The organism is Achromobacter sp. GbtcB20, from assembly GCF_019091095.1.
GTDB classification, from domain to species: Bacteria; Pseudomonadota; Gammaproteobacteria; order Burkholderiales; family Burkholderiaceae_B; genus Achromobacter; species Achromobacter mucicolens.
Window position 1 is genome coordinate 1 of the sequence record NZ_JAGXJZ010000007.1, and the last position, 15,494, is coordinate 15,494.

Genomic DNA, 15,494 nt, shown 5'->3' on the forward strand with positions numbered 1-15,494 from the left:
CCTGGGGCGGAATCGAACCACCGACACAAGGATTTTCAATCCTCTGCTCTACCGACTGAGCTACCAGGCCAACGAAGCCCGCCACTATACACAAAATGTCGGGACAGGTGGAGGCGCACACGCCGCCGCCCACAAAAAACTCAACAAAAAACCCAGCGCGAGGGCTGGGTTTTTCGTGGGAACCGAAGTTCCCGAATGCTTTTGGTGGCCTGGGGCGGAATCGAACCACCGACACAAGGATTTTCAATCCTCTGCTCTACCGACTGAGCTACCAGGCCAACGAAGTCCGCAACTATACACAATTTTTCAGGCTTGTGCCAGCCGGGCGGGCGTTGTGCCACTTTTTTCTGCGCAACTCGGTTTCGCTGCCCGGGCGTTACCGCAGACTGTTGGCTTCACGGCACGAAAAGGCGTCAACTGACGGCAATCGGGGGCAGAAGTGGCCTGGGGATAACCCGCAGGAGTATAATCGTCAGCGGTTTTGTTGTTACAGCCGGATGCTTTCCCGCCTTTGACGCGAGACAAGCGGGCTGCGACACATTGTTCTTATAGTGGCAGTTCTTAACGCTTAGCCGCGGGTGGCTTTCCGCCATCCCTCACACATGTCGGTAGCTGTCCTTGCCTTCGGTCTGAATCACACGTCCGCGCCGGTATCGGTCCGCGAGCGCGTGTCCATGCCCGTCGATCTGGTCAAGCCCGCCCTCGAAGGCTTGCGTTCGGCGTTCGGCGGCTCTGTCCGCGAAGCCGCCATCCTGTCCACCTGTAATCGCACCGAGATCTACTGCGCGGCCGACGGCCACGTGGCGGATCAGTTGCCCGCCTGGCTGGCCGAACACAACCGCCTGGACGCCGGCACGCTGCGCCCGCACCTGTATCGCCATCATCAAGACGACGCCGTGCGTCACGCCTTCCGCGTGGCGAGCGGCCTGGATTCCATGGTGTTGGGCGAAACCCAGATCGTGGGCCAGATGAAGGACGCGGTGCGTGCCGCCGGCGAAGCCGGTTCCCTGGGCACCTTGCTGCATCAGATGTTCCAGCGCACCTTCTCGGTCGCCAAGGAAGTCCGTTCGCAGACCGCCATCGGCGCCGAGTCTGTCTCCATGGCCGCCGCCGCGGTGCGCCTGGCCGAGCGTGTGTTCGGCAATCTGGACCAGGCCCGCACGCTGTTCATCGGCGCGGGCGAAATGATCGAATTGTGCGCCACGCACTTTGCCGCGCAGCGTCCGCGCAGCATGGTGGTGGCCAACCGCACGGCCGAACGCGCCGAACTGCTGGCCAACCGCTTCTCGGCCAGCACGATGAAGCTGTCCGACCTGACCGAGCGGCTGTCCGAATTCGACGTCGTCGTTTCCTGTACGGCAAGCTCCCTGCCCATCCTCGGCCTGGGGATGGTGGAACGGGCCACGCGCCTGCGCCGTCACCGCCCGATGGTCATGATCGATCTGGCCGTGCCGCGCGACATCGAACCCGAAGTCGGGCGCCTGGACGACGTGTACCTGTACTCCGTCGACGATCTGGGCCGGCTGGTGCAGACCGGCACCGACGCCCGACGCGCCGCGGTGGTGCAAGCCGAAGCCATCATCGAAACCCGCGTCCAGGGCTTCATGCACTGGATGCAATCCCGCGAAGTGGTGCCCGTCATCCGCGACCTGCACCAGGCCGCCGAAGACGTCCGCGCCGCCGAACTGGAACGCGCCCGCCGCCTGCTCGCGCGGGGCGAATCGCCCGAAGCCGTGCTCGAACAACTGGCGCACGGCCTGACGCAAAAGTACCTGCACGGCCCGCTCGCGGCGCTGAACCGCAGCGAAGGCGACGACCGCAAGCAACTGCTTGCCTGGATGCCGCGCCTCTTCCCCGGCCGCGATTCCCGCCGTTAGCGGCTCTGCCCCACGCCCCGCCTCATGGCGGGCGTTCGCTTTGTGGGCGCCCGCTTTTTCTGTCTTCTCCTTGGGTCTTCCCCTCATGAAATCTTCCATGCGCAGCCGGCTGGAGCATTTGTGTCATCGCCTGATCGAGGTCGATGCCTTGCTCGCCGAACCGGAAACCGCGTCCGACATGGACCGCTTTCGCAAGCTTTCCCGCGAGCGCGCCGAACTGGAACCGGTGGTCGAAGCCTTCACCGCGTTCGCCCGCACCGAGGAAGACATTGCGACGGCGCAGGAGATGCTGTCCGAGCCCGACATGAAGGCGATGGCCGAAGAAGAGATCAAGACCGGACGCGGCAAGCTGGAAACGCTGGAAGCGGCGCTGCAACTGCTGCTCTTGCCGCGTGACCCCAACGACGGGCGCAGCGTGTTCCTGGAAATCCGCGCGGGCACGGGGGGCGACGAAAGCGCGCTGTTCTCGGGCGACCTCTTGCGCATGTACACGCGCTACGCGGAACAGCGCGGCTGGCGCGTGGAGCTGATGTCCGAAAGCCCGTCCGAGCTGGGCGGCTACAAGGAAGTGATCGCGCGCATCGACGGCGACGGCGCGTATGGCCGTCTGAAGTTCGAATCGGGGGCGCACCGGGTGCAGCGCGTGCCGGCCACCGAGGCGCAGGGCCGCATCCACACGTCGGCCTGCACGGTCGCCATCATGGCCGAAGCCGACGCCATGTCCGAGATCGTCATCAATCCCAGCGACCTGCGCATCGACACCTTCCGCGCCAGCGGCGCGGGCGGCCAGCACATCAACAAGACGGATTCGGCGGTGCGCATCACCCACTTGCCGACCGGGCTGGTGGTCGAATGCCAGGACGACCGTTCGCAGCACCGCAACAAGGACAAGGCCATGCAGGTGCTGGCCGCGCGCCTGAAGGACAAGGAAGAACGCGAGCGCCAGAGCAAGGAAGCGGCCGAGCGCAAGAGCCTCATCGGCACGGGCGACCGCTCCGAGCGCATCCGCACCTACAACTATCCGCAGGGCCGCGTGACCGATCACCGCATCAACCTGACGCTGTACAAGCTGCAGCAGATCATGGAAGGCGACCTCGAGGAACTGACCGGCGCGCTGATCGCCGAGCACCAGGCCGAGCAGCTTGCCGCGCTGGGCGACGACATCTGAGGCCGACGCGATGACCGCGCCCCAGATCAAGAGCCTGCTGCTGGACACGCGCCTGCCGCGCCTGGAAGTGCGCATGCTGCTGGAGCACGTGCTGGACAAGCCGCGCGCCTGGCTGCTGGCGCACGACACCGATGCGCTGGCGCCCGAGGTGGCGGCGGCGTACGAGGCCCTGGCGCTGCGCCGGCTGGCGGGCGAACCCATGGCTTACCTGCTGGGCCATCGCGAGTTCATGGGGCACCGGTTCCGCGTGACGCCCGACGTGCTGATTCCCCGGCCCGACACGGAAGTGCTGGTCGAAACCGCGCTGGAGTGCATTGCTGGCGTCACCGGGCCGATGGTGCTGGACCTGGGCACGGGCAGCGGCGCGATCGCGGTGTCGATCGCGCTGGCGCGGCGCGACGCGCGCGTGATGGCGTCGGACGTCAGCGCGGCCGCGCTGGCCGTGGCTGCCGCGAACGCGTGGGAGTTGACCGCTGCCGTGCGCTTTGTCGAAGGCAGTTGGTACGAGGCCGTGCCGGCTGGCGAGGGCTTTGACCTGATCGTGTCCAATCCGCCGTATGTGGCCAGCGACGATCCGCATCTGGACCAGGGCGACCTGCGCTTTGAGCCGCGCGGCGCGTTGACCGATGGCGCGGGCGGGCTGGAGGATCTGGCGCGCATTGTCGAAGGCGCCAGCGCCCACCTGAAGCCCGGCGGCTCGCTCTGGATGGAACACGGCTGGGATCAGGCGGAACAGGTACGCGGCATGCTGCGCCAGGCCGGGTTTGCAGACGTGCACAGCCGGCAGGATCTGGCGGGGATCGAGCGGATCTCGGGCGGGCGTTTGCAGGTCGCAGGTGTCTGACACCCGCGATGCGCCCGTTCAAGGCATAGAACCTCTCGTCGGGGTGTCAGACACCCGGGCCTCTGGTGTCTGACACCCTGGATATGCCCGTTCAGGTTGCCGCGCCGCCACCCGGGTGTCGGACACCTTCCCGACACCTTCCCGCGCAGCTCGCCCGGTCCGACACGTGTTGTTGCGTTTGCCCGGATATACCGGCCCCGCGCCGGGGTAATCGGGCGGTTTTCCCGGCTGTACCTATAATTGAGCAATTCCGTTTTGCCAGTCCAAGAGACCACCATGAGCGACGTTCAAGAATTCATCCGTGAAACCGTTACCCAGCACCCCGTCGTGCTGTTCATGAAGGGCACCGCCCAGTTCCCGCAATGCGGGTTCTCCGGCAAGGCCATTCAGATCCTGAAAGGCTGTGGCGTGAAGAAGCTCGTCACGGTCAATGTGCTGGAGGACGACGAAGTCCGCCAGGGCATCAAGGAATTTTCCAGCTGGCCCACCATTCCGCAGCTGTACGTGTCCGGCGAGTTCATCGGCGGCTCGGACATCATGAATGAGATGAACGAGTCCGGCGAACTGAAGACGCTGCTGGAGCAATCCGGCGCCACGGCCTGACGCATCATGCGGCGGCTCGTCGTCGGCATCACGGGCGCCACCGGCGCGCTCTACGCGGTGCGCATGCTGCAGGCGCTGCGCAACGTCGAAGACGTCGAGACGCACCTGGTGGTGTCCGCCTCGGGCGTGCTGAACATCAAGCATGAGCTCGATGTCAGCCGCCACGACGTCTATGCGCTGGCCGATCATGTGCACAGCGTGCGCGACGTGGGCGCCACGCTGGCCAGCGGCGCGTTCCAGACCGCGGGCATGGTGATCGTGCCGTGCTCCATGCGCACGCTGGCGGCCGTGGCCCACGGCCTGTCCGACAACCTGATCACCCGCGCCGCCGACGTCACGTTGAAAGAGCGCCGCCGCCTCGTGATGATGGTGCGCGAGACGCCGTTCAATCTGGCGCATCTGCGCAACATGACGGCGGTGACTGAAATGGGCGGCATCGTGTTTCCGCCGCTGCCGGCGTTCTATCACCGTCCCGCGTCCATCGAAGAGATGGTGGATCACACCGTGGCGCGCGTGCTGGAGCTGTTTGACATCGTCGTGCCCGGGCCGCATTGGGAAGGCACGTAGGCGCTAGCCTCCCGTCCTGTCCAAGCGGGCAAGCCCCGCCGGCGCTACTCCACCAAGCCCAGCCCGTTCAACGCCGCCAGGTTTTCCGGCCATTTGCGCGCGCGCGCGTTCTGCAGTTCGATGCGCGCCCAGGCCATCCATCCGGCCCACTCGATGCGCTTGTCCCACGCCGTGCCCCAGGCCTGCAGCGCGGCCAGGCCGGCGGCGGCATGCTGTTCCGCGGCCTCGAATTCTCCTGACGTCAACGCCAGTTGCGCCAGCAGCAGGCGCGGTTCGCCGACCCACGGGTTGTGCTCCACCGCGGCTTCCAGCATGTGGCGGGCGCTGTCCATTTCGGTCAGGGGATGCATGCGCGTGATGACCTGCCAGTACAGCGCGCTGGCCGCCGCTTCGTCGCGCGGGCTGAGCGTGACGCGGCAATTGTCGAAGGCGGGCGGCAGCGGAATGCCGGTGTCCTGCGGCATGCGCGACAGCGGCGCCAGCAGATGCGACAGCATCGACAGGATGTTCGACGGCGGCTTGAGCGGGCCGGGCCACAGCGACGAGGCCCAGTTGGTCTTCAAGTCGCGGCGCTGCTGCTGCGGATAGCAGGCAAAGATCTCGTCCTGCCAGCTATGCCATTGCTCGCCCATGTCGGCGGCGGACACCACCGTGAATGCGGCGACCTGGCGCGGCGTGAACGTGAACACCTGCCCGTCGGCGCCTTCCAGCGTCAGGCCTTCCGGTCCCGTGCCCTGGCCCTGCAGGATGGCCTGCACGAATCGCGTGCGCGGCATGGCGCAAAAGAGGCTGACCCATTCTTCGGCTTCGGCGCCGAGCACATCGCGCAACGTGTTGCGCTCGCGTTCACGGTCAAAGAGCGTGAGGTCCACGTATTCGTTGCCGTACACGCTGTGAAACAGGCCCAGCAGGCGGACCTCGCGCGGCTGGTTCCACAGCGCCAGCGTGCGGTAGACGCCCAGCAGGTGATGCTTGAACGTGCCGGCCTTGTGCCAGTCTTCGCCGGCGCTGCGCGCAAACAGCAGGTCGAGCAGGGCGGGAAGGTCGGCGTCGACGGCGGCGTAATGGTCAGCCAGCAGCGCGCGCGCATGCGGATGGAGTTCGGTAGTCGTGGACATGGAGGCGGGTGGGTTGATGAAAGCAGGCTCTATTGTGTCCGCATGCGCCGGCGCTGTCATCGCGGTCTTTATATTGAAATCCACATATCAATATGAATATTCATCGCTTCCGGTTTTGAGGCGGCGTCTCTAGAATCCGGGGTCTCATTACGACTACCTCTAGAGATCCTCATGCGCCTTCGTCATTCCCTGGCCGTTCTTGCCACCCTTATCGGTTTTGCCGGCACCTCGGCGATGGCGCAGGACGGCGAGCTGAAGGTGGGCGTCACCGTCGGCCCGCACGCGCAGATCGGTGAAGTCGTGCAGCAGGTGGCCGCCAAGGAAGGCCTGAAGGTCAAGCTGATCGAATTCAGCGACTTCATCCAGCCTAATGCCGCGCTGGACGCCAAGGAGCTGGACGTGAACATCTACCAGCACAAGCCTTTCCTGGAATCGCAGAACAAGGCGCGCGGCTACAAGCTGGTGCCGGTGGCGACGGCCGTCGTGCAGCAGATGGGCATCTATTCCAAACGCGTGAAGTCGCTGGACGATCTGCCGCAGGGCGGCAAGGTGGCCATTCCGAACGATCCGACCAACGGCGCCCGCGCGCTGCTGGTGCTGCAGGCCGCCAAGCTGATCAAGCTGAAGGACGGCGTGACGGTGACGGCGTCGATCTTCGACATCGCCGAGAACCCCAAGAACCTGAAGTTCGTCGAGATCGAGGCCGCGCAGCTGCCGCACTCGCTCAAGGACGTGGATGCCGCCGCCGTGAATTCCGCCTACGCCATCCCCGCCGGCCTGTCGCCCGCCAAGGACGCGCTGGTGCTGGAGAGCAAGGACGCGCCGTTTGCGGCCGTCGTGATCGCCGCGCGCGAGGACAACAAGAACGATCCGCGCATCGCGCGCTTCATCAAGGCCTACCAGTCCGACGAAGTGAAGGCTTTCGTGGCCAAGCAGTTCCCCGGCGCTTACACGACCTCCTGGTAAGTCGTCCCGTCTGGTTCATGCGGCCGGGCGCGTGCGCGTCCGGCCTCGCGCCGTCTGGCGTTCGTCAGCCGCGGCCTCCCCGCGCGACAGCCACATGCGCGCCTCGTTTGCCAAGCCTTCCTGCAGCACCTGCGCCGGCGCGCTCATCGCGCGGTCGCGCGACCACACCACCGCCAGCACCGGGTCTTCCAGCGCCAAGAGGCGCCGCGCGGCCAGGCCCTGCCGCTCGGCGTAATGCGCGCCCAGGCTTTCCACGATGGCCACACCCAGGCCTTGCGCGGCCAGCGCGCACGCCGCCGATGATTGCGCCGCCTCGATGATGGGGCGATAGGGCAGGCCGCGTGCCTCCAGCGCCTGACGCGTCGCGCGCCCGGCGGGCAGGGCGGGGGCCAGCACGATCGGACCGGCTTCGGCGACTTCGTCGAGCGTCAACGTGGCCTTTCTTGCCCACGGATGGTCCTTCGGCATGACGGCATGCAGCCCCAGGGGCGCCAGCCGCAGGCTGGACACGCGGTCGATGTCCGGCGGCGAACCGATGATGATGCCCAGGTCGATGCGATGGTCCACCGCCATCTCGATGATTTCCAGGGCGGTGCCGGCGCGCACGGTCACGGCCACGGACGGATGGGCGCGGCGCACGCCGGCCAGGGCCGGCGGCAGCAGACTGGACGCCGCAATGGCGACGGCAGCGACATCCAGCCGTGCCAGCGCGCCCTGGCGGATGTCGACGGCCAGCCGGTCCACGGCCTCGATGCCGGCCAGCGCATTGAGGACTTCCGGGATCAGCGCACGGCCCTGGCTGGTCAGGTGCAGCCGCCGGTTCTCGCGGCTGAAGAGCGCAAAGCCCAGCCGCGTTTCCATGTCGCGCAAAAGCGCGCTGGCGGCGGGCTGCGTCATGTTGACCGATGCCGCCGCGGCGGTGACGGTGTCGTGCCGGTACATGGCGCGCAGCAGCAGGAGTTCTCGTCGGTTGAACATATGAAATTCATATGGAAATAGTCAATTCATCTATTTGACCATATGAACCGGCGGCCGCCAGAATAGCCCATCGCATTTTGCATCCCGACCTCCGCGCCGCCATGCCCGCCAACACCATCGTTTCCGTCACCTGCATTCCCTTGCGCCTGCCGTTTCATCACTGGAGCCCGTCGCCGCTGTTCGCCGGCCGGCCGCGCGACAAGCTCGACAGCGCGCTGGTGCGCGTGCAGACGGAAGACGGCACGGTGGCGTGGGGCGAGTCGTACTGCGTGGAGCCGCGCGCCTTGCCCGCCATCTTCGAAACGCTGATTGCCCCGCTGGCCTGCGGGCGGGACGCGGACGACGAAACCTTGCTGCCGGGCATGCAGCGCACGCTGCACAACCTGGGGCGGTCCGGCCCCGTGGTGCACGCGCTGGCCGGGCTGGACATCGCGCTGTGGGACCTGCGCGCCAAACGCGCGGGCGTGCCGTTGTACGAACTGCTGGGCGGCAAACGCCGCGAACGGGTGCGCGTGTATGCGTCGCTGCTGCAGTACTACGGCAACGCCGAGCGCCTGGACGCGGTGACCACGCGCGCGCTGAACGAAGGCTATACCGAGATCAAGCTGCACGAGCGCACGGCCGATGCGCTGGCTGCCGCGCGCCGCAGCACGGGGCCGGGCGTGCCCATCATGGTGGACACGAACTGCGCCTGGCTGCCCGGCGAGGCCGAAGCCGCCATCGAGGCGATGCGCCCGCACGATCCGTTCTGGATCGAGGAACCCTTGTGGCCGCCGGAAGACGACCGCGCGCTGGCCCGCTTGAAGGATGCCTGCGGCATTCCCCTGGCGGTGGGCGAGAACGCCGCCAGCGCGACCGACCTGGAACGCGTGGTGGACACGGAAGCGGCGCAGTATGTGCAGCCCAGCGTCATCAAGCTGGGCCTGACCGCCGCGTGGCGCATCGCGCAAAAGTGCGCGGACACGCGCGTCGTGTGCGCGCCGCAGGTGGCGTTCTTCGGTCCCGGATATCTTGCCAGCCTGCACCTGATCGCCGCACAGCAGGCCGAGGTATCGCTGGAACGCCTGTACGTCGAACTGGCGCACGTGCCCTACGGGCGCAGCGTGCCCATCCAGGACGGCTGGGTCGACGTGCCGGACGCGCCGGGATTGGGCGCGGACCCGGAGGCGGAACTAGCCGAGGGCCGCTACAGCAGCTGAAGCACACGCATCCGCGCCCACGCATCAGCTACGAAAGACACACCGAAATACGAACCGGCCCTCAAGAGGCCGCACCGCACATGAACCTGGAGACACCCCCATGCACCCCTCACGCAGAGCGTTCCTGATCAATGGCGCGGCCCTGGCCGCCGGCGCCGCCGTGTTGCCGTGGTCTTTCGCGGCGCGCGCCGCGCAGTATCCGGACAAGGCGGTCCGCCTGACCATCCCGTATCCGCCGGGCGCGGCCACGGACACGCTGGGCCGCATGGCGGGCCAAGTGTTTGCCGAGGCGCTGGGCCAGCCCTTCGTCGTGGAGAACCGTGGCGGCGGTGGCACCACGATCGGCACGCGCGCCCTCGCGGTGTCGGCGCCCGATGGCTACACCATCGGCATGGTCGACTCCACGTTCACGATCAATCCCGCGCTGCTGGGTGATCGTCAACCGTACGACGCCATCAAGGACTTCGCGCCGATCTCGCTGATGGCGACGGCGCCTTTCGTCATGGTGGTGCACCCCTCGGTCAAGGCGACGGACATCGCGTCCTTTGTGGCGCTGGCCAAGGCGCAGCCGGGCACGTTGTCGTTCGGGTCGGCGGGCGTGGGCAGCGGTCCGCATCTGGCCGGCGAGCAACTGCGCCAGCAGGCGGGCGTGGACGTGCTGCACGTGCCGTACCGCGGCGGCGGCACTGTGATCACCGACCTCCTGGGCGGCCAGGTGCAGTTCGGGTTTGCCACCGTGCCCACGATGCTTGAACACATCAAGGGCGGCAAGCTGCGGGCGCTGGCGGTCACCAGCCCGCAGCGCGTGAGCCAGCTGCCCGACGTGCCCACCTTTGCGGAAGCGGGCCTGCCGGGCGTGGACATCTCGCCGTTGTTCGGCCTGGTTGCGCCGGCCGGCGTGCCCGCGCCGATCATCGAGCGCCTGTCGCAGACGCTGGCCGAATCCGTGCAGCGCGGCGCGTTGCGGGACAAGCTGACGGGGATGGGCTTTCAGCCCGTCGGCAGCACACCGGCGCAATTCGCGCAGCGCATCCAGGACGACGTGGCCAAGTGGACGGGCGTGATCCAGCGCGGCAACATCAAGGCCGAGTAGGCGCGTCAGGCGTACTTGCCCTTCAGGCGTACTTGCCCGTCAGGCCGCCATCGACCAGCAGTTCGGTGCCCGTGATGTAAGACGCGTCGTCGGAAGCCAGAAAGGCCACCGCGTTGGCGACCTCCCAGGGCGTGCCCATGCGGCCCATCGGCACCTGCCTGTCGCGCGCCGCGCGGGCGGCGTCCAGGTCGTTGGCATCGAACATCCTGGCGACGTTGCTGGCCACGCGCGGGGTGTCGATCAGCCCGGGAATCACCGTGTTCACGCGGATGCGGTCGGCGGCATATTGCTGCGCGGCCATGCGCGCGAAGTGGATGACGGCGGCCTTGCTGACGCTGTAGGCCAGATGCGGATAGCCGGTGTACCGGATTCCCGCGATCGACGACACCGCGACGATGGCCCCGCCGCCTTGCGCGCGCATCAGCGGGACCACCAGCCGTGTCGCGATCAGCAGGCTGGTCACGTTCACCTGCTGGATGCGGTCCCAGTCTTGCAGCGAGATGTCTTCGGGGCCGCCCACCTTGCCGATGCCCGCGTTGGCCTGCAGGACGTCGATGCGGCCGAAGCGGCCCAGCGCCGCATCCACCGCGGCCTGCATCGCAGCGGGGTCGGCCACGTCGGCCTGCACCGGCAGCGCGCTGCCGCCGGCCGATTCGACTTCGTGCGCCGCTTCTTCGGCAGCGGTCAGGTTGGCGTCCAGCGCAATGACGGCCGCGCCGTGGCGCGCCAGCGTCACGCAACTGGCCTTGCCGATACTCCAGCCGGGCGCCGACGTGCCCGCGCCCGCCACCAGCGCGACCTTGCCGGCCAGGCGCCCGCCGGATGCCGCCGTCATGATTGCCCGCCGTCTTGCTGATGGGACTTGCCCTTGCCCACGTACGGAATGGCGTGGTCGATGGTTTCCCAGATAAACCGCCCGGAAGGGCTTTGCTGCTCTTCGGCAACGTGCGACACCAGGCCCGCCGCGCGCGAGATGACGGCAAAGCCGCGCATCAGGTCGGTGGGCACGCCGATTTCGCTGAGCAGCGCGGCCACGGCGCCCGTCGCATTGATGGTGATGTGCTTGCCGTACGTCTCGTCAATGGCGCTGGCCAGCCAGCGCAGGGCCTGCACGGACTCGCCGCTCAGCTCGCTTTCCGCCTCGGCCAGCGCCAGCAGCTTGATCGCGCGCGGATCGTCCGGCTTGTGCAGGTGATGCCCGAAGCCGGGCAGCGGGCTGCGCGAGGCGCGGTGCTCGCGTGCGATCGCCAGCGCCTCTGCGGGGCCGTCGGCAGCCTGCCGGATGCGGTCCAGCAGGCGCGAGCAGTTCTCCATGGTGCCGACGAACTGGCTGCCCACGGCCATCAGCCCGGACGCCACAGCGCCCTGCAGGTTCTCGGGGGCGCTCATGTAGATCAGGCGCGTGGCGATCGCGCTGGGCGTCATGCCGTGTTCCATCAGCGTGACCAGCACGGCGTCCACGATGCGCATGTCCACCGGGTGCGCATCGCGTCCCAGGATCTGCATGATCATCACCTCGGTGAAGGACTTCTTGCCGATCAGGTCTTCGACCAGGTCGACGTCGCGGTACGACATGCCGGTCAGGTGGTGGGCGCACAGGCGGGTTTCGGGCGTGTTCATGGCGTCTCCTTCATTGCGGCGTCGCGCACCGCGTTCTTCAGCACCTTGCCCACGCTCGAGCGCGGCAGGCTGTCGTGGAAATGGATCTGCTTGGGCGTGGCCACCGGGCCCAGCAGCGTGCGCACGTGCGCCTTCAGTTCATCGTCGCTCGCTTGCGCGCCGGGTTGAAGCTGAACGGCCGCGTGCACCGCCTCGCCCCATTTGTCGTCGGGCACGCCGAATACCGAGCACTCGTAGACGGCCGGATGCGCGGACAGCGCGTTCTCGACGTCCACCGGGTAGATGTTGAAACCGCCGGTGATGATGACGTCGCGCAGCCGGTCCTTCAGGAACAGATAGCCGCGCGCATCGATGAGGCCGGTGTCCCCGGTGTGCAGCCAGCCGTCGACCACGGTCTCGGCCGTTTTCTCGGGCAGCCGCCAGTAGCCGGTCATGACCAGGTCGCCCTGGACCACCACTTCGCCGATCTCGCCGCGCGGCAAGAGCGTGCCGTCGGGCGCCATGATCGCCACGTCCGACAGCGGCGTGACCCGGCCGACCGACGCGCGGTTCTCAGGCGCTTCGAGGTCGGCGGGACGCAGCACGGTGACGATCTGCGGCGCCTCGGTCTGGCCGTAGGTCGTACCCAGCACCGGACCGAAGAACGCGCGCGCACGCTCGATTTTTTCGACAGGCATGGGCGCGCCGCCGTAGATCAGGTTGCGCAGGCGCGGGAAGTCCGCGCGCGACACGCCAGGCTGCGCCATCAGCATGTAGATCAGTGTGGGCGGCATGAAGCTCAGCGTGCCGCCCCGCTCGCGAAACGCCGCCGTGATGGTGGCGGGCGACACGCTATCCAGCAGCAGATGCGCGCCGCCTTGCGCCAGCACCGGCAACAGATACGTGCCCGTGCCGTGCGTGATGGGCGCGGACACGACATAGCGGTCGTCGGCCGTGAGGCCCCAGTTGAGGATCTGGTTGACGATGCCGGCGTTCCACGCGTGATACGGCTGCATCACGCCCTTGGGCAGCCCGGTGGTGCCGCCCGTGAACTTGATGGCCTGGGTGGCATCGCGGGGCAGCGCGTGCCGCAGCGGCGCACGGCCCGCGAAACCGGCCAACAGGCCATCCAGCGTCAGGTCTGCCGCCGCGTCTTCCAGCTCGACGCGACGCGCCGGGCCCACGGGCACAAGCGGCCCGCCCACGCCGTCCACGATCACGATGGTCGGCTCGGTGGCATCCAGGATGCGGCCGATCTCGCGCGCGGTGCTGCGGTAGTTGAGCGGCACCCACACCTTGCCGCTGGCCAGCACCGCCAGCAGCGCCAGGATGTGGCGCGCCGAGTTGCCGGCGCAGATGGCCACGCGCGTCTGCGGCGCCGGGTCCAGGTCCTGCAGGGCGGCGGCCAGCGCGCGGGTGTCGGCCGCCAGCCGCGCGTAGGTGACCTGCCCGTCGGGACCATCAAGCGCCACGCGGTCCGGATGCAGCTCGGCCGCGCGGAAGAAAAAATCAATCGGGTACACCGTGGCTCCTTGGATCGCTAGTTGGCCTTGAGGTTGGCGCTTTTCACGACCGCACCCCATTTGTCGATTTCGCTGGCGATCTTCTTGGCAAAGGTCTCCGGCGTGTTGGGCGGCTGCGGCGGGAAGAATCCGCCCTGCTTGTACGACGCCTGCAGGGCGGGGCTGGCCAGCGCCTTGTTCACTGCCTGATTCAGGCGGTCGATGACGGGCTTGGGCGTGCCGGCCGGCGCCACCAGGCCAAACCACGATTCCACGTCGAAGCCCGGCAGGCCGGATTCGGCCAGCGTGGGCACATCGGGCGTGGCGGGCAGGCGCTCGGGCGAGGTCACACCAATGGCGCGCAGCTTGCCCGCCTGCACGTGGGGCAGGGACGAGGGCAGGTTGTCGAACATGGAATCCACCTGGCCGCCCAGCAGGTCCGCCACCGCGGGGCCGCTGCCGCGATAGGGCACGTGCAGGATGTCGGTGCCGGTCTTCATCTTGAAGAGTTCGCACGACAGGTGAATGGACGATCCGCTGCCGGACGAGGCGCAGGTCAGCTTGCCGGGGTTCTTCTTGGCATACGCGATGTATTCCTGCACGGACTTGATCGGCAGCTTGGGATTGACCACCAGGATGTTCGGAATGGTCGCCAGCAGGCCGACCGGCTCGAAGCCTTTGACGAAGTCGTAGTTCAGCTGGCTGTACAGCGTGCGGTTGATGGTGTTGGCGATGGACCCGACGTACAGCGTGTAGCCGTCGGGCGCGGCGCGCGAGACGATTTCTGCGCCGATGTTGCTGTTGGCGCCGGTCTTGTTCTCGACCACGACCGTCTGTCCCAGCTCTTCGGACAGCGATTTGGCCATCAGGCGCGCCACGATGTCGGTGGCGCCGCCGGCGGCGTAGCCGACGACGAGGGTGATGGGGCGTTCGGGATAGGGTTTGGCCGCCCAAGCGGGGGCGGCGGCCACGAGGGCGCCGCTCAAGGCCACCGCCGCAGCGGTCCAGCGCTTGCCGAATGTCTTCATTGTTGTCTCCGTCCTGTTTGTCTAATAATTGGACAGCTCTCCGTCTGTCCGCCTTCATATTCGGCTTTGATGGAGGCCCTATCAACGCAAGGTGTCCAGAAATTGAACAAACCGGATTCCGAGGGTTCCGGTCCGCGCATCCTGCGGCGCGGGCTGAAGGTGCTGGGCGTGTTGCGCCAGGCCGGCGCGGCCGGCATGCACGTGGTGGACATCGCGCGGGCCGCCGGCATGCAGCGGTCCACGGTGTACCGCTACCTGGATGTGCTGGTCGAAGAGGGCTATGCCCTGCGCGAATCGGGCGCGCCGCGCTGGCGCGTCGCCGAACTGGGCGTGATGATGGCCGGCGATCCGCACGCGCAGGCCGTGCGCAGCCTGCGGCCGTTGCTGCGCCAGATCAGTGATGTCAGCGGCGATTCGGCGTTTCTCATCTGCCGGGCGGCGAACGATTCGCTCTGCCTGCACCGCGAGGTCGGCAACTATCCGGTGCAGGTGCTGGCCGTGACGGTCGGGCATCGCCAGCCGCTGGGCGTGGGCGCGGCGGGTCTGGCGCTGCTGGGCGCATTGCCCGCTGCCGAAGCCGACGAGGTCGTGGCGCAGAACGAGCAGGCGCTACGCGCTTATGGCGGCATGACGGTGGCGCAGATGCGGCGGCTGGTCGAGAACACGCGCGGGCGCGGCTGGGCCGTGGTGGGCAACGCGGCGGTGCCGGGGGTGTTGGGCGTGGGGGTGGCGCTGTGCGATGCCGGCGGGTATCCGCGGCTGGCGGTCAGCGTATCCAGCCTGATCAGCCGGATGCAGGCGCCGCGCCAGCGCAGCATTGCCGATCTGATCCGTGCGCAACTGGCGCAGAGCGGGTTCGGCATGCAGCTGGGGGCGGCGCCCGGCGAAGGGGACTGAGGCCGCAGGGGGCCTCGTTCTGGCGGCCTCGTTCAGGCGGCCCGTTTTTGCGACC

At 67.6% G+C, this 15,494-nt stretch carries 15 protein-coding genes and 1 tRNA gene; 9 read left to right on the forward strand and 7 right to left on the reverse strand.

Annotated elements, in window-relative coordinates; translation table 11 throughout:
• Nucleotides 1–202 precede the first annotated feature (202 nt).
• Nucleotides 203–278 (reverse strand) — tRNA-Phe (locus tag KVT32_RS11455).
• 324 nt (nucleotides 279–602) lie between these two features.
• Here KVT32_RS11455 and hemA point away from each other — a divergent pair.
• From hemA to KVT32_RS11480, 5 genes are all read left to right on the forward strand, one after another.
• A complete protein-coding gene (hemA, locus tag KVT32_RS11460) occupies nucleotides 603–1,877 on the forward strand; it encodes a glutamyl-tRNA reductase (RefSeq protein ID WP_056319920.1) in 1,275 nt (424 codons plus the stop codon).
• Nucleotides 1,878–1,962: 85 nt separating this feature from the next.
• Nucleotides 1,963–3,045 carry a peptide chain release factor 1 gene (gene prfA, locus KVT32_RS11465; protein ID WP_056319917.1) on the forward strand — a complete coding sequence of 361 codons (1,083 nt, stop codon included), beginning with the start codon at nucleotides 1,963–1,965 and terminating at the stop codon, nucleotides 3,043–3,045.
• 10 nt (nucleotides 3,046–3,055) lie between these two features.
• The gene (prmC, locus tag KVT32_RS11470; RefSeq protein ID WP_152382830.1) at nucleotides 3,056–3,889 is read left to right on the forward strand and encodes a peptide chain release factor N(5)-glutamine methyltransferase; all 834 of its coding nucleotides are present in this window, start codon (nucleotides 3,056–3,058) and stop codon (nucleotides 3,887–3,889) included.
• Between the two features lie 276 nt (nucleotides 3,890–4,165).
• A complete protein-coding gene (gene grxD, locus KVT32_RS11475; RefSeq protein WP_056319914.1) occupies nucleotides 4,166–4,492 on the forward strand; it encodes a Grx4 family monothiol glutaredoxin in 327 nt (108 codons plus the stop codon).
• A gap of 6 nt (nucleotides 4,493–4,498) precedes the next feature.
• Nucleotides 4,499–5,059, forward strand: coding sequence for a UbiX family flavin prenyltransferase (locus KVT32_RS11480; protein ID WP_056319911.1), 561 nt, complete (start codon nucleotides 4,499–4,501; stop codon nucleotides 5,057–5,059).
• A 44-nt stretch (nucleotides 5,060–5,103) separates the two neighbouring features.
• Here KVT32_RS11480 and KVT32_RS11485 read toward each other — a convergent pair whose 3' ends face one another.
• On the reverse strand, nucleotides 5,104–6,177 hold the full coding sequence (locus KVT32_RS11485; protein ID WP_152382829.1) for a tetratricopeptide repeat protein: 1,074 nt from the start codon (nucleotides 6,175–6,177) through the stop codon (nucleotides 5,104–5,106).
• A 171-nt stretch (nucleotides 6,178–6,348) separates the two neighbouring features.
• Here KVT32_RS11485 and KVT32_RS11490 point away from each other — a divergent pair, with 171 nt between their 5' ends.
• Nucleotides 6,349–7,143, forward strand: coding sequence for a MetQ/NlpA family ABC transporter substrate-binding protein (locus tag KVT32_RS11490; RefSeq protein WP_152382828.1), 795 nt, complete (start codon nucleotides 6,349–6,351; stop codon nucleotides 7,141–7,143).
• A gap of 15 nt (nucleotides 7,144–7,158) precedes the next feature.
• Here KVT32_RS11490 and KVT32_RS11495 read toward each other — a convergent pair whose 3' ends face one another.
• The gene (locus tag KVT32_RS11495) at nucleotides 7,159–8,121 is read right to left on the reverse strand and encodes a LysR family transcriptional regulator (RefSeq protein WP_142052555.1); all 963 of its coding nucleotides are present in this window, start codon (nucleotides 8,119–8,121) and stop codon (nucleotides 7,159–7,161) included.
• A 101-nt stretch (nucleotides 8,122–8,222) separates the two neighbouring features.
• On the opposite strand from KVT32_RS11495, the gene KVT32_RS11500 reads away from it, so the two are divergent.
• On the forward strand, nucleotides 8,223–9,320 hold the full coding sequence (locus KVT32_RS11500; RefSeq protein WP_217618225.1) for a mandelate racemase/muconate lactonizing enzyme family protein: 1,098 nt from the start codon (nucleotides 8,223–8,225) through the stop codon (nucleotides 9,318–9,320).
• 100 nt (nucleotides 9,321–9,420) lie between these two features.
• Nucleotides 9,421–10,413, forward strand: a complete 993-nt coding sequence (locus tag KVT32_RS11505) for a tripartite tricarboxylate transporter substrate binding protein (protein ID WP_217618226.1) — start codon at nucleotides 9,421–9,423, stop codon at nucleotides 10,411–10,413.
• A 22-nt stretch (nucleotides 10,414–10,435) separates the two neighbouring features.
• Here KVT32_RS11505 and KVT32_RS11510 read toward each other — a convergent pair whose 3' ends face one another.
• The 4 genes from KVT32_RS11510 to KVT32_RS11525 are packed head-to-tail and all read right to left on the reverse strand — an operon-like array spanning nucleotide 10,436 to nucleotide 14,542.
• On the reverse strand, nucleotides 10,436–11,248 hold the full coding sequence (locus tag KVT32_RS11510; protein WP_152382825.1) for an SDR family NAD(P)-dependent oxidoreductase: 813 nt from the start codon (nucleotides 11,246–11,248) through the stop codon (nucleotides 10,436–10,438).
• The gene (locus tag KVT32_RS11515) at nucleotides 11,245–12,033 is read right to left on the reverse strand and encodes a citryl-CoA lyase (RefSeq protein WP_217618227.1); all 789 of its coding nucleotides are present in this window, start codon (nucleotides 12,031–12,033) and stop codon (nucleotides 11,245–11,247) included. Before KVT32_RS11515 ends, KVT32_RS11510 begins: the two co-directional genes overlap by 4 nt.
• Nucleotides 12,030–13,535 carry an AMP-binding protein gene (locus KVT32_RS11520; RefSeq protein ID WP_217618228.1) on the reverse strand — a complete coding sequence of 502 codons (1,506 nt, stop codon included), beginning with the start codon at nucleotides 13,533–13,535 and terminating at the stop codon, nucleotides 12,030–12,032. The genes KVT32_RS11515 and KVT32_RS11520 overlap by 4 nt, the downstream gene beginning before the upstream one ends.
• A gap of 17 nt (nucleotides 13,536–13,552) precedes the next feature.
• Complete coding sequence (locus tag KVT32_RS11525; RefSeq protein ID WP_217618229.1) at nucleotides 13,553–14,542, reverse strand: tripartite tricarboxylate transporter substrate binding protein; 990 nt, start codon at nucleotides 14,540–14,542, stop codon at nucleotides 13,553–13,555.
• Between the two features lie 102 nt (nucleotides 14,543–14,644).
• Between KVT32_RS11525 and KVT32_RS11530 the strand changes: the two genes are divergently transcribed.
• Nucleotides 14,645–15,439 carry an IclR family transcriptional regulator gene (locus KVT32_RS11530; protein WP_056319887.1) on the forward strand — a complete coding sequence of 265 codons (795 nt, stop codon included), beginning with the start codon at nucleotides 14,645–14,647 and terminating at the stop codon, nucleotides 15,437–15,439.
• Nucleotides 15,440–15,494 lie beyond the last annotated feature (55 nt).